This is a genomic window from Chitinophaga pinensis (assembly GCF_007896845.1).
GTDB classification, from domain to species: domain Bacteria; phylum Bacteroidota; class Bacteroidia; order Chitinophagales; family Chitinophagaceae; genus Chitinophaga; species Chitinophaga pinensis_C.
Window position 1 is genome coordinate 1 of sequence record NZ_VOHS01000089.1, and the last position, 13,309, is coordinate 13,309.

Annotated in this window: 19 protein-coding genes and 1 tRNA gene; 5 read left to right on the forward strand and 15 right to left on the reverse strand. The window is 40.0% G+C overall.

The genetic code is table 11. From position 1 onward, the window contains the following. Positions 1–152 precede the first annotated feature (152 nt). On the reverse strand, positions 153–452 hold the full coding sequence (locus FEF09_RS29930) for a hypothetical protein (RefSeq protein ID WP_146308542.1): 300 nt from the start codon (positions 450–452) through the stop codon (positions 153–155). Positions 453–1,034: 582 nt separating this feature from the next. Here FEF09_RS29930 and FEF09_RS31300 point away from each other — a divergent pair. The 3 genes from FEF09_RS31300 (at position 1,035) to FEF09_RS29940 (ending at position 2,956) form a co-directional block, all read left to right on the forward strand. Beyond that, positions 1,035–1,283, forward strand: coding sequence for a hypothetical protein (locus FEF09_RS31300; protein WP_186774639.1), 249 nt, complete (start codon positions 1,035–1,037; stop codon positions 1,281–1,283). Beyond that, positions 1,268–1,975: an RNA polymerase sigma factor gene (locus FEF09_RS29935; protein ID WP_146308543.1), complete on the forward strand. Its 708-nt coding sequence runs from the start codon at positions 1,268–1,270 to the stop codon at positions 1,973–1,975. Before FEF09_RS31300 ends, FEF09_RS29935 begins: the two co-directional genes overlap by 16 nt. 147 nt (positions 1,976–2,122) lie before the next feature. Beyond that, a complete protein-coding gene (locus FEF09_RS29940; protein WP_146308545.1) occupies positions 2,123–2,956 on the forward strand; it encodes a zf-HC2 domain-containing protein in 834 nt (277 codons plus the stop codon). Between the two features lie 62 nt (positions 2,957–3,018). On the opposite strand, the gene FEF09_RS29945 is transcribed toward FEF09_RS29940, so the two are convergent. From FEF09_RS29945 to FEF09_RS29965, 5 genes are all read right to left on the reverse strand, one after another. Next, on the reverse strand, positions 3,019–4,047 hold the full coding sequence (locus FEF09_RS29945; protein ID WP_146308547.1) for a hypothetical protein: 1,029 nt from the start codon (positions 4,045–4,047) through the stop codon (positions 3,019–3,021). Between the two features lie 144 nt (positions 4,048–4,191). Beyond that, positions 4,192–4,509 (reverse strand): hypothetical protein, encoded by a 318-nt coding sequence (locus tag FEF09_RS29950; RefSeq protein ID WP_146308549.1) that lies wholly within the window; start codon positions 4,507–4,509, stop codon positions 4,192–4,194. Positions 4,510–4,607: 98 nt separating this feature from the next. After that, positions 4,608–5,057 (reverse strand): MauE/DoxX family redox-associated membrane protein, encoded by a 450-nt coding sequence (locus FEF09_RS29955; RefSeq protein WP_146308551.1) that lies wholly within the window; start codon positions 5,055–5,057, stop codon positions 4,608–4,610. A 259-nt stretch (positions 5,058–5,316) separates the two neighbouring features. Further along, positions 5,317–6,279, reverse strand: a complete 963-nt coding sequence (locus FEF09_RS29960; RefSeq protein ID WP_146308553.1) for a cyclase family protein — start codon at positions 6,277–6,279, stop codon at positions 5,317–5,319. Positions 6,280–6,349: 70 nt separating this feature from the next. After that, positions 6,350–6,637 carry a putative quinol monooxygenase gene (locus tag FEF09_RS29965; RefSeq protein WP_146308555.1) on the reverse strand — a complete coding sequence of 96 codons (288 nt, stop codon included), beginning with the start codon at positions 6,635–6,637 and terminating at the stop codon, positions 6,350–6,352. An 816-nt stretch (positions 6,638–7,453) separates the two neighbouring features. Between FEF09_RS29965 and FEF09_RS29970 the strand changes: the two genes are divergently transcribed. After that, a tRNA-Ser gene (locus tag FEF09_RS29970) sits at positions 7,454–7,538 on the forward strand. A gap of 127 nt (positions 7,539–7,665) precedes the next feature. Here FEF09_RS29970 and FEF09_RS32485 read toward each other — a convergent pair. The 7 genes from FEF09_RS32485 to FEF09_RS35245 form a co-directional block, all read right to left on the reverse strand. Continuing rightward, on the reverse strand, positions 7,666–7,947 hold the full coding sequence (locus tag FEF09_RS32485) for a hypothetical protein (protein ID WP_222597294.1): 282 nt from the start codon (positions 7,945–7,947) through the stop codon (positions 7,666–7,668). 98 nt (positions 7,948–8,045) lie between these two features. Next, positions 8,046–8,327 carry a hypothetical protein gene (locus FEF09_RS32490; protein WP_222597295.1) on the reverse strand — a complete coding sequence of 94 codons (282 nt, stop codon included), beginning with the start codon at positions 8,325–8,327 and terminating at the stop codon, positions 8,046–8,048. A gap of 46 nt (positions 8,328–8,373) precedes the next feature. Further along, positions 8,374–8,796 carry an epoxide hydrolase N-terminal domain-containing protein gene (locus FEF09_RS32495; protein WP_222597296.1) on the reverse strand — a complete coding sequence of 141 codons (423 nt, stop codon included), beginning with the start codon at positions 8,794–8,796 and terminating at the stop codon, positions 8,374–8,376. Positions 8,797–8,897: 101 nt separating this feature from the next. Next, positions 8,898–9,293, reverse strand: a complete 396-nt coding sequence (locus tag FEF09_RS34370; protein ID WP_261387958.1) for a response regulator transcription factor — start codon at positions 9,291–9,293, stop codon at positions 8,898–8,900. Positions 9,294–9,352: 59 nt separating this feature from the next. Continuing rightward, the gene (locus FEF09_RS34375; protein WP_261387959.1) at positions 9,353–9,598 is read right to left on the reverse strand and encodes a response regulator transcription factor; all 246 of its coding nucleotides are present in this window, start codon (positions 9,596–9,598) and stop codon (positions 9,353–9,355) included. Next, complete coding sequence (locus FEF09_RS29985) at positions 9,591–9,878, reverse strand: sensor histidine kinase (protein WP_146308557.1); 288 nt, start codon at positions 9,876–9,878, stop codon at positions 9,591–9,593. The genes FEF09_RS34375 and FEF09_RS29985 overlap by 8 nt, the downstream gene beginning before the upstream one ends. Before the next feature lie 249 nt (positions 9,879–10,127). Then, entirely contained in the window at positions 10,128–10,295 is a 168-nt protein-coding gene (locus FEF09_RS35245) for a histidine kinase dimerization/phospho-acceptor domain-containing protein (protein WP_409994913.1), read from the reverse strand. An 872-nt stretch (positions 10,296–11,167) separates the two neighbouring features. On the opposite strand from FEF09_RS35245, the gene FEF09_RS35250 reads away from it, so the two are divergent. Then, a complete protein-coding gene (locus FEF09_RS35250; protein ID WP_409994914.1) occupies positions 11,168–11,551 on the forward strand; it encodes a TlpA family protein disulfide reductase in 384 nt (127 codons plus the stop codon). 811 nt (positions 11,552–12,362) lie between these two features. On the opposite strand, the gene FEF09_RS35255 is transcribed toward FEF09_RS35250, so the two are convergent. After that, a complete protein-coding gene (locus FEF09_RS35255) occupies positions 12,363–12,533 on the reverse strand; it encodes an alpha/beta fold hydrolase (protein ID WP_222597298.1) in 171 nt (56 codons plus the stop codon). Positions 12,534–13,064: 531 nt separating this feature from the next. Then, positions 13,065–13,309, reverse strand: a 245-nt coding sequence (locus tag FEF09_RS32505; RefSeq protein ID WP_222597297.1) for an alpha/beta fold hydrolase, incomplete at its 5' end; no start/stop codon positions are given.

Below are 13,309 nucleotides of genomic sequence, written 5' to 3' on the forward strand. Positions count from 1 at the left end.
TGGTTCTATTGAAGGAATCTTCTCGGAAAGATGAACACCTTTCCTTTTTTACGATATTCTCTATCGAAGAAATGAGCCATTTGGAATATTAGAGAAGTCTGCATCGTTTTGGCCCGAAAAAAGTTCAAACGCTTCGCCACCCCAGTTCACTACTACATAGGAGTAAACGCCATTGATTTTCCCGGTACCCCACAAGAGACTATCTGTGGTCCGGTAAAATGGAAAGCCAAAGCCTCTGCTACGTATTGTTTAAACTTATCGTCATTCCATGTGTAGTCGTCATAGGATCTGAAATAAAGATGTGTCTGGAAAATATCCTTTCCATTAGAGTATCTGTCATCATCTCCGGCGCCATTGTCACCTTTTATCAATTTAAAACCCTGGGGAAAGGATGCCTGTCCGAAGGTCGTCATCGTGCAGAACAGGAAAAGAAGACTAAAAAGATATTTCATAAGTTATTATGGATTGGTTGCTCAATATATAATCAGCAAATGGATTTAACATCAGTCAGTCAAGAAATTCGTTGAGTAGTTTACATAAAGCGGTGTAACATAATTGCAAACAACGAGAGATATCACTCTTATAAATTGAGTACATTGTTTCCTAAGTGCTGCATCCTTCCTCAAATTGTAACTGTGGTTTTCCCCAATATGTGACAGACTCCTGCATGATACGGCAAGGTATTAAAAACAGACAATCACCTGATGTTGATCAATTTTAAACCTTATATATCTATGCTATATGTGTGTGGAAGGATTACTACGATGACGCAATTTCTGTTATGATTATCAAATAGTTAACACCTGTGTTTGAGCGTTTCAATTATTCTGATACGTCTACACGACGTTGTCTGTCAACACCCAATAAAAGCAGCAGGCCAATCAAAATAATTAATAATCAATCAATTATATCGAAATCTACAAATTTCGTCACCTGGATGGCACCACAGTCATCAGCTACGGCATACTTATTGGCTAAAACATCAATGCGTTTATTTTCTATATATTTTTTTACGCAAATATTTGGTAATACCTATGCTACAGCAACTTACAAATTTGCCGGACAATGAACTGATGGCCAGAGCAAGAAAACTGAAAGATGAAGAAGCAGCCGGAATTTTGCTCGAAAGATATAGTCATTTACTGGCAGCAGTCTCTTTACCTTCTTTGAATAGTTACGGTAACACACCGGACGATTTTTTCCCTTCACTTTTGCGACGGCTTTTTACAGCCTGCAAACGCAAACCATTCCCAAGCTGGGTGAATGGATGCAATTCTTTATAAAGTCACAGGGAAACAGGACAACAAAAAACACTTTCTTTTTCCCCTCCTCAGCCTCCAGTGATATCACCCGGCTTGAGTATAAAGTGGAAAAAGCGAACACCAATCTCCTCCAGAAACAGCAGCTGACATCCACCATGAATGGTGCATTTGATCAGCTGGACGACGCCGACAGGGACCTGTTAAATGAGTTTTATACTGAACAGAAAACTTTCGCAGAAATAGCTGCGGAACAGGGACTCACAATCGAAGAGGTCAGGACAATGGTAAAACGGGCTAAACAGGAGCTGGCATCTCTTACACTGGCGAATCTTGAATCCGCCAAAGTAAGACAGGAACAACCTGTAACGACTGTAGAGCCGCAACAAACTGTAACACCAGTATATGCAAGAACTGCAAAGCTGGAAAAAGAGAACAGTAAGGAAGGGGCCACATTAGAAATAGAAGAAGTTGCAGCTAATCCAGGCCGCGCGAAATCTACAAGGCGTAAAAAAGAAACGAATCCGGAAACGGTAATACTTGAAATACAGGATGGCGTTGCTATTCCGGTGCCGGCGAAATCCGCAAGACGAAAAAAAGAAATCACAAGGGAAAGCGCAACACTGGAAATACAGGAACAGCCTGTTGACACGGCGCCTGCAAGATCAACCAGACGAAAAAAGAGATCAATCAGGAAAGAGCAATACTTGAAATAGAAGAACCGCATACTAATGTAGGATATGTTACACTTGAGCAGCCACCAGTGGTTACTCAGGGATACGAAAAATTAGGAAAAAGGACGCACCATAGAAATCTGGGATACACAAAAATTGAAAAACAAGTACAAGTTATAACTCCGGGATATGCAAAATTTGGACAACAAGGACAAGATATTAAAGATCTTCAGCAGGGTTCATTGTTTTAACAAAGACCAACTGCCACGTTATGTGGATGGACGTTTAACACATGTCGAAAAACATCTGCTGGAACAGCATCTTGTCAATTGTGAACTCTGCAGTGATGCAGTCGAAATACTCCAGAAGCCCAAGTTCAAAACGCAATATCAGTCGATGGGTCAAAGGGTACAGCAATATATTCGTAACAGCACAGATATAGCCCCACAGCTTCATGAAACAGAACGTTACCAAAAGAAAATAGAAATTACAGAAAGCTTTTTAACTTACTTCTGGGGGGCAGTAGCGGGTGTATTCGTTCTGGGTCTTTGTTATCTGGTTCAACAACAGGTAAAAAAAGAAAACAAACAGCATTCTTTTGCCAATGTAGGGAAAGTTAGTTCACCTGTTGGTCAACCCGAACAGACAGCAGCTCTGGTCCCTACTCATCCCGATTCAGCAAATACCGCTAATGCTGCTATGTTGCCCAACAAGCAGGAAGGCGCCATGCGTAAAGAGACAGACAAACCAACAATAACGGAAGAAACAGCAGATGCAGATAAGTCTCTTTATAAAACAGCGATGGATTACTATCATGATGGCAATCTTGATGAGGCTATGTCCCGGCTTACAAAGCTGACGGCAGATTCAAGCAGCCGTTACAGAGAACTGGCACATTATCAGCTGGCGATGTGTTATAAATTTAAACGACAGAAGGGAAAGGCGCGTCATATGTTTAAGGAATTGGTAGAGATGAATGGGCGTATGAAAAAAAGAGCGCAGCTGGCATTAAACAAGCTTTAACTATTGTTCGTGATATAGCAAACAAGGAAGCTGCAGGCAATAGCAAAAGCAGCTTCTTTTGTTTATTTATTCAGGACATACAATGCCAGTTCATCGCTTGACAACACATAGAGTTGTTCGCCACTGAGGTAGTAAGACAAAACTTTTCTTTTATCCACAGGAATATAAAAGCTACCGGCATAAGTGCCCGTTTCGAGGTGGTACGTATCCAGTACGGGATATTGTCTGAACGCATTATCGTCTTCATTGTCTGCCCGCAGGTCAGATTCAATAAACAATAGATGGTCATTGGCAAAGGCGCGTTTATTCACCTTTGCACGTGGTGCGGATGCATATATTTTCTGCATTTCTCCACTTCCCCGTTGTGTCACCTGAATATTGTTATTGAAAACTGTATCAATGGTAGCCTGTTTATATTTTAGTTTCATCTGACTATCTATGCAGTAGATACCATTCTCAAAGTAAGGTATATAAAACAGGTGTGTCTTCTTTGCATCAGTACATAAAATACCGTCGCTGGAAAAGCCTGCATCTGCTCTTCCAGATAAGAGGTCAGATTTATATCGCTCACCACTGTTGGTATTGATACGTATAAAGAAAGGGCGGGAACTACCCGCTTCAAATCCTCTTATCACGACGATGGAATCGGATAACATTGCTGACTTTACAAATGGCGCTGAGGATAATTTGAAAGAATCTACGCTCTTTGTATGTGCATCTTTTGAAAATAGCATACCGCTATTATATTCATGTACATAGATATGGTCAGCGTAAGCGAAAAAGTTTACCGGAGGTTTAAGCGGTTTATTAATATTGAGTGTTATCGTATCGCTGATACGCAGTTTTCTATCAAGACGATAAACCTGTTGATGTGAAGGTGATGATAAATATAATGCATCAGCAGTGCCAAATAATCGTTCCGCTTTGAATGATAGTGCAGATGACATTTGCTTATGGGCATTTATTGACAGCCACTGCCGGTTGAAACCATTCTTTTTATCATTCGGTAAACCGGCAACTGTTATCAGTATTACCAGACAAACCAATGCAGCCAGCATCGTACAGCTGATAAGTATTAACGTCCGTTTCATATATTATAAAAGATAACTGAACGGAGACTACCCGCCAGTAGTCTCCGTTGATGAATAGGTGGACCAGACAGCTTATCGCTGCCCGGCATCGTTGCGACGCATTTCGTTCATCGGCATTGCTACTTTGAACAACACCTGCCTTAATCAGAGATCAGTCAGAAATACTTCCCAAACGTATGTATTACCAGATGACTGGAAAGTAGTGGCACAGCAGAAGTAACCATCTCCGCTACAATTTGTAGCTGTATTAGGATCTGCTGCATTCTTTACTGTGTTTCCAAATGACAGAATGAGGTTGCCACCGTAAGTAGCCGTACGATCGGTCGGAAGTCCGGGAATGGTAACCGTTCTGTAGCAAACATCCTGCGCTTTTTTAACAATAGTTCCGGCGTTGGTGGAGAGGGTTAATCCAACGGCGGCCAAAGCTACCATTGCAGCAAAGCTGATCTTCATCTTTTTCATGACGTATGGTTTATTTTGTTAGGAAATTAACACAGTCGGATAGACTGCCTTTGCCTATTCAGGAGCAAAGGATCCTGTTTTATTGATCAATAAAAGCGTTAAGACAGTGATATACTTCTTTGTTGTAAAATATTCAGCCTGCTTTGCAGTATTAAGGCGAGAGCTGTCAGCAAAGTCAGGATCAGATTCACCAGCAGGTGTTGTTCCCAGGCCAGCAATTCGATGATTCCTCCACAACTGCAGGGCAGATCATATGCGTACTGCAACATGATGTACACATAGCCTGTAAACAGTGTCATCAAAAATAATGAGGCGTATAGCCCCACTACGCGCGTGTGTTTAAAGACGAGCAGTATAGCAGTGAGGAGTTCACCTGCGGGTACTAATATGGCTACCAGCGAAGAAATGTGTTGCAAAAAAGGAGAACGGCCCGTTTCAAAACTAAATTTATCATAGTGAATCACTTTATTAAGGCCAGTGTAAATCCAAAGTGAAAGCAATACTGCCGTAATTGCTTCAATAGCTAAATTGAAAGCTTTGGTTCTCATAAATAAAGATGTAATGAAGAATGAAAAACAGCTGGCGGGTCTGGTATTTCATTGGATTTGTAATGGAAATTTATTGGGCTGACAGGTCAACTTCACGTGGTTATCTACTAGATAAAATAGTAAAAGCAGATGAGAATTACAATAGTTTTTCACATTAAATGTCTTGCTTTGTTTAAAGGCTCAGGGGCTTAATTATACATTCATAAAAAAGGGGCGTTTTATCATACTAAAGCGCCCCTTTTATCAATTAACGATATCTTTAATGGATCGCAACAGGATTTATATTCACCTGTGTAGAACCCACATATAACGGTTGTCCCAGTACGAATAAAAACTCCCATACGTTATCTCTTACCAGTGCACGGCTGTCTATTAACTCCAGATTATAGATACCACGCTTCGCCAACATAAACTGATTGACAGGAAACTCTTCGTTACTCTTCGGATTAGGATATACTTCAGAGGCCCACGTATCACCACCAAAAGCAAACACTCCCTGATCAGCCAGCCATTTAGCAGCTTCCATACCGATACCCGGCTCTACTTCCAGAAATTGCTTGTTATCTTTTCCTATCAATTCCAGCCAACCGGTATTAAACAATACAACATCCCCTTTGCGGATGCTTATCCCCTGCTTCTTTAATACTTTCTGTATATCGGCTACTGTAAATTCTGTACCACCGGGCACGATTGCTTTTCCATAATAAGCCACCATATCCAATACCACTCCACGGGTGACAATAGGTGGGACTTTCTCAATACCAAGCTTTTTCACACCTTCGACAGTCACGAAGTCTGCCGCTTTGTTTCCATTATAATAAACATTGTCAATACCTATGTGACCAATACCATTTAACTGTGTACCGACACCTGTCCATGCGTTTACCAGTTCGTCATTAAAACTGAACTTATTAGGTCCTGTCGTCTGACCGCCCTGTTCGCCGGGCTGAATATTATACAAATGAAAACTACGATGTCTGAATGCAGGCAGGTTTTTATCAACCGGTACCGCCAAAGGATAGGCCTTACCAGTCTTTACCAGTTTAACTGCCTGCATAACAATCTCCTGATTTAAAAGATTCACTGCTCCAATCTCGTCTTTTGCACCATAGGCAGACGAATACCAGGCAGTATCAGCTACTGTATTTTGTGCATGTAATGATGCACTTGTCAGTAATGTACCGGCTAATCCGGCTATGTTTATAAAGTGTCTTGTTTTCATGATTGCATGTTTAGAGTTATCTATTGCAGTTATCCACATACTATGATTGGATTGCAGATACCAGCATTTATTACACCAGTGTCGTCAGTAAAACAATTGGTGATTCCTGCAACTTCTCAGCTGCCATTTCGACGAATGCTTTAATGTATGGCTGTTGATTATGCGCATCCAGCCCTTCTTTACTTTTCCATATCTCATAAAAAGTAAACAGGTTCTTGTCGTCTATTCCCTGATGTAAACTGTATAATTCACAAGCTTCTTCATTACGGGTATGCGCGACCATATTCTGTAATACGGCGCTTACTTCCTCTCTGTATATATCTTTTGCCTTGATGACAGCTGTTAAATAAATTTTCATGATACCACTGTTTTTTGCCTACGGATTGATTAACAGCAGCAAAATTAGACTGTCCATGACTATCAGTAAAATAAGACGATTAATATCCGGATATTATAATAATGATACTTTCTACTTGCTCTATATTTGATATAGTCCCCCTTTCGTATCATCATATCTTCATCTCATACAAGCACAAAAGACCGGCTAAAGAGTAAATACCTAGCGATATCATAAGTGGCGACAAAAACTTGACGACGGCATCTTTTGGTGATTACATCCGATTCCTTAATGCCTGATACCGCATATTCATACAGAATAATCTGCCCTAAGACTTCTATTATCCGCTGAAAATTGAAGAAATTAAAGCCATATTGGTTATTCCTTCTACAACAGATACGCAAACAGTGATGCATATCTTAGTTGCTAAAGTCAGAAAGCATCTTCCCTTCCCGGAATGATTTCAGGGGTGATTTTTATTACCGGCGGTAAGGTATATCTCATCCAACTTCAGCCTGAGTCCGGATGTAAAAAACCTGCTTCCAAAGCATATCCATTTTATATCAAACACTGTACAGTTGTATATAAGAACCGAATGCGCCTTACCAGATATTCACTGCTGTAATGATAAAAATGAGCAACCAGAAGGTGTCAATGCACGAAATCGGGCATTGCTAAAACTTCATGTATAAAGGCAGATCAGGTCCTCCTGACAAGAAGAAAACCGAAGACTTTGATGACTATTATTCAAGTACCCGGGAAAAGAATCAATAAAAAGATTTACACATTTTAGAAAAATATTTGGTGATTCGACTTCACTACTATTATTTTGCACCCGGAGAAATGGCAGAGCGGTCGAATGCGGCGGTCTTGAAAACCGTTGACTGTCAAAGGTCCGGGGGTTCGAATCCCTCTTTCTCCGCAGAAAGTAAAAAGCCTTCAGATGAAAGTCTGAAGGCTTTTTTTTATAGCAGATGACCGATGCACGGTCTTTGTTAAAATGATTTTGCCTGAAAACACCACTCCTACTTTCCAACTTAAATAACTATTCAGGATCTGTTATAAAAGAAATCCCTGAGTTCCTTTGCATATAGATCTGGCACAGCTAACGCAGCAAAATGACTTCCTTTTTCCACGATATTAAATCGCTGCACATTCACTTTTCTGTTGGCCCATTCTATTGGGAAAGATGCTTCTCCCGGAAATAAGGATACACCTGTACGAGCTTCAACCTTCATGTCTGATTTCAGTCCTCCGGTCCATGCGGCCTTACCTTCCTCCGCATATGTACGGATAGAAGTATTGATCGTTTGCGTAATCCAATATATCATGATATTAGTGATCAGTTCGTCCTTCGTGTAATAATCGTCCAGATTTTCAGGTTTACCAGACCAACCATGAAACTTTTCTATTATCCACGATGCTAATCCTACAGGGAATCATTTAGGCCATAACCCAATGTTTGAGGCTTTGTTGTCTGAAGAAGGTTAAAAGCTCCTTCAGTAAAAAACCATTGCTGTATAAAGCCGCCAAACTCCTGCTCTGGCGCCGACATAGTTGACCAATCTTCCTGTCCGTTTGGATAGCCCACATCCGTTATATGAATAGCAGATACCTGCGAGGGAAACTGATTGGCCAATGACTTACTAATGGTTGAACCGATATCCCCTCCCGCGGCAAAGAACGTCTGGTATCCCAATACCTCTGTCATCAGTCTGGCCCATAAACGGGCAGTTTGGTCACTGCTTTGCGGAACTTTATCTGAAAAACCGAACCCGGTATTGAGGGATGACAAGATCAAAAGCCTCATCTGCATTGTCCTTACAGCTTTCCGGATCAGTAAGCATCGGAATTATCTTATGGAACCTGTAGAAGCTATCGGGCCAGCCATGGGTTAAGACTAGTGGTTTGGCATTATCAGACTTACCCTTAATATATATAAAATGTACAGAGATACCATCTATTTCTACTTTAAACTGTGGGAATTTATTCAGATAAGCTTCATGTGTTCTCCAGTCGTAATTATTCTGCCAATGATCTACCAGTTCTCGTAAATAGGTCGGGTTAGTACCGTAATTCCAGCCAGCGTTTTCCGGCTCATCAGTCCAGCGCGTCTGTTTTAATCTCATAGTCAGATCGTTTAATACATCCTGTGGAATTGATATTTTAAAGGGTCTCATCCGGGTTATTTTTTGGTTTATACAAATTTAGCGGTCTACCGTCGAAGCTAATTGTATAAAATTAACCTACCCATCATTTAGAGACTACTTCATTGAGCAAACTAGGAATATTCTATCAGACTATACCCCTTTCCTCTTATGTTGATGATTTCTATAGAAGCATCTTCACGAAAATATCTCCGTATCCTTGTAATATAGACATCCATGCTCCGGGCAGCAAAAGGATCATCATCACCCCATAGTTTCAGCAAAGCTGTTTTTCTGTCCAGCAATTCATTTTTCACATCTAGTAACAATCGCAACAAATCCGCTTCACGCTGTGACAACTGAATAACCTTCTCCTCATTCGTTAACTCCTGTTTTTGAACATTAAACATAAAACCGCCGACCCGTATTGGATCAGACGTACTACTTCTAAAGCCTGAAAACTGGTTCTGTCTTCGCACCATGACTTTTAATCTTAGTACCAGCTCTTCCATTGAAAAGGGCTTCTTCATGTAATCATCTGCCCCTATTTCAAGACCATATATAACGTCCTCAGGTTGTTTTCTGGCAGTTAGAAAATAACTGGCACCTTCTCATCTACCGTGCGAATATCTGTAACCAATGAAAACCCATCCTTTCCAGGCAACATAACATCAATGATGCAAATATCCGGCTTCAATTTTCTGAACATGGACCATCCATTGTTTCCATTACCAGCAACGTGCACAATAAAATCACGTGTTTCAAGTGATTCTTTTATAATAGCCGCTAATACCGGCTCATCTTCTACAAGCAATACGCTGATCTTATTATTCATGAAATTGAATAGTAAAAATTGTTCCTTTATCAATCTGACTACTGACGAAAATATGCCCATTTAACGCTGTGACCAATAACTTAACATAGCTTAATCCAAGGCCATAACCTTTGACTTCATGCACATTTTTTGACTGTACGCGGTAAAACTTATCGAATATAAAAGGTAAATAAAACTGCTCAATTCCTTTGCCGTTATCCTGTATCTGCAACTGCCAGCCATTGGCAACAGGATAAAAACTAATGTTATACAAGGTCTCCCTGTGAATATTTAATTGCATTATCTATAAGGTTGCTTAAAATCGTATCCATAATAAAACGGTCTGTATTGGCCACTTCATTATGCAAAGAATTGTGGATAAAAATCTTATCCGGCGCACGCAGGCCAAAACGTTCAGCTATCTCTGCAGATAGATCTGTTAAATTAACAGTCGTGAACTGTGCATGTACAATGCCGTGTTCATATTTGCTGATCTCTAAAATACGATCTATATCTTTATCCAGCTTCTCAATGACGTTTAAGTTTATGCTTAAATATCTGTCAAGTTTCTGAGGATCTGCTGAAACACCAAAGCTCTTAATGCATCGATTGATGACTTCAATATAGTTAGTGGTGTTCTTAATTCATGTGTAATATTATTAATAAAATCGTCTTTAAAACTGTTGATCCGCATCTGGCGTATAATCATTCTTCCCATGAAAAAAGACTTCCTGCAGACAATAGTATCAACACAAAGAAATGACAGCAGGAAGGATATTCTGCTTCCATAACACAAGCGATGAATGCTCAGAATCGCCCTGACAATAACAACCGGTGCCCCGTGAAACTTTATCGGCACTGAAATATCATTCTGTGCAAGATGCGTTGTACTATCCAACAACCGAGTTTAAATGATGCTGCAACATTCTCCTTCTGTAGCTCTTCCTTATATATCATGCCGAGCGTATCGAGATTTATTGGCCGGCGATACTGCTGGGATATCAATCTCCCCATGACGGCATTCACCTCGTCCATATTATACTCATCAATCTTGACCGTCAGAAATTCAGCATGAAAAGGCTTAATAACCGCGGGGGTATCAAAAGCAATGGAATCACGATTAGGAATTGTTCTCAGAAAAAATGTGAGTGTGGGATCTTTATATTTAGAGAAGTAGGAAGTTCACTTTGCCGAAGCTGGTATGAGCTGATACTTTTCCGCAATGCGTATTTTGCTGAAGTTGTAAAATTATGCTGACTGATTTTAAAGTTATTATACACCCAATAGAGCTGAAACAATACGATCAGCGACACAGTAACTATTGCATAAAGAATATAAACTTTAATCTTCCCTTCATAACACCCGCTAAAATTACAGTATAAATTTTTTATCATTATCTGAGTTAACATTAGTTAACAGAAAAGTCCTTCCTTTTAACATTCAACCACATTTCACCTGATATTTTTGTCATCAAATTAAATCAATCATGAAAAAATACCTCTTTTACCTTTTTTCCTTTTCATCGCTATTACCGTAGAAGGTTATTCAAACAGCAAACATATACAGACGGCCGCTGATACACTACTGGATATTCCTGCTCCCAGATTCAAAATGCTGGATACAAACGGTAAAACTGTAAATCTATCTGACTTTAAAAATAAAGTGCTGGTAGTCTATTTCTGGTCAACATGGTGTTACTATTGCCATAAAGAATTCCCAATGGTTAATAGAGTAGTAAAACAATATGCCCATGATACAACAGTAGCCTTTCTTTTTGTAGATACGCGCGAGAAATCAGCTGACTATAAAATCTTGTACAAAAGACATGGAGAAGATAACTATAACTTTCATGTTGTGTTTGATGAAAAAGGAAAAGATAGCATTCAAACAAATATTACACAGCATTCGGAACAATTGGTATTCCTACACGATTTATTATTGATGGGGATATGGTTATTCGTCATAAGTCAGTAGGATATGATCCAAACATTACCGAAGATGAAGCTGTAGCCGCATTTATTCATTCAATTGAAGACACCAAAAAAAAAAATAAAATCACTCACCAGCCCAGCTAAACGCTAAAAACATAAAACGGCGAGATAACGATTAGTTCGTCTATCCCGCCGTTTACCCGTATGATCCGATTCATTAGTTTATGTAGTAACTGGAAATGAATAAATCAGTATATACCGGTTGATATTGATAAAATTCATCGCACGTCTTTCCAATTTATTGAATAAAACGGCTGATTAAATCCGCCACATATTCATGATATTCCTCAAGCAGGAAATGCCCTCCCTCAATTTGAATTATTTCCGCATTGGGTAATCTCTTCTGTATGCATCCCCACCAGCTGCTATAAACATGGGATCATTTTTACCCCATACTACGAGGGTATTGGGTTGATGTTCTTTGAAATACTTCTGCCAGTCATCATACAGAGCTATATTACTTCCATAATCCCGGAAAAGCGCAAGCTGTATTTCATCATTTCCAGTCCGATCGAGGTAGTATTGATCGGTTATATAGCTATCTGGATTTATCCGTGTTATATCACTAGCCCCAGTCAGATATAACCACCTCGTAGCCTCTGATGTAAGGAAAAAACGGGCTGCTTTCTCTTGTGCTCCTCCGGATTTGAATATAGGTTACCAGAGGATCTAATGCTTCTCCTAAACCTTCAGTATAGGCATTGCATTTTGTATGATAAACGAACGTATCAATCCGGGGCGTCGGCTGGCAATTCTTAATCCAATAGGGCCACCGTAGTCCTGAATATACAGATTTATATCCCGAAGTTGCAGATGATCAATAAGCGTTCAATAATTACAGACAGATTATCAAATGTATAAGAAAACTGCTTCACATCAGGAGCGCTACTTTGACCGAAACCGGGATAATCCGGCGCAATAATATGATATGACCCAGATAAATCAGCAATGAGATCCCTGTACATATGCGACGAGGATGGAAATCCGTGTAATAATAATAAAACCGGTCGCGTTGCAGTACCTGCTTCACGATAAAAATATTAGTCCGTCTATCTCAATAGTTCTATAAAATATTGGATCTTTCATAAAAAAGATTAAAACATAAGAATACTCATTACGATCAGTTTATTTTTCACCCGCTGCTGTGAGGATTACCTTTGCCACAGCTTCTGGTTGTGACAACATCGCCACATGGCTTGCAGACAGATGATAAGTAGTTGCATGAATATTTTCGCCATCTCACTTTCTAGTTCAGGTGAAATCATATGATCCCTATCTGAAACAATGTAAAAACTTGGCTTATTCTTCCACGCCGGGTTAGTTACTTTAGCGCTATGGTACTAAAATGAAAACGGCCTTGTCCGGCTGCAATAACTTTGGCATCCTGCGCAGGAAGATCTTGCGCGAAATGATTGACCACCGTTTCTTCCTTCAGCCTTATATAACCATCACTACTAACAATAGGATCTGCCAGTCCCGGCACATAGTTATCTTTCTCACCTCATATGCATCTTTGCTGAGACTCTCAATCTTTGTCCTTCATCTGGCGCATAAGCTGCTATATACACGAGTGACTGTACTTTTTCGCTATTTCCGGCCTGAGTAATAACAACTCCTCCCCATGAATGACCTACCAGTATTACCTTTCCTTTCACCTCTGCAATAGCTCTTTCCACAAATGTCACATCATCACTCAGGGAGGTCAATGGGTTCTGTACAGCTATTGTATGGTATCCTCTTT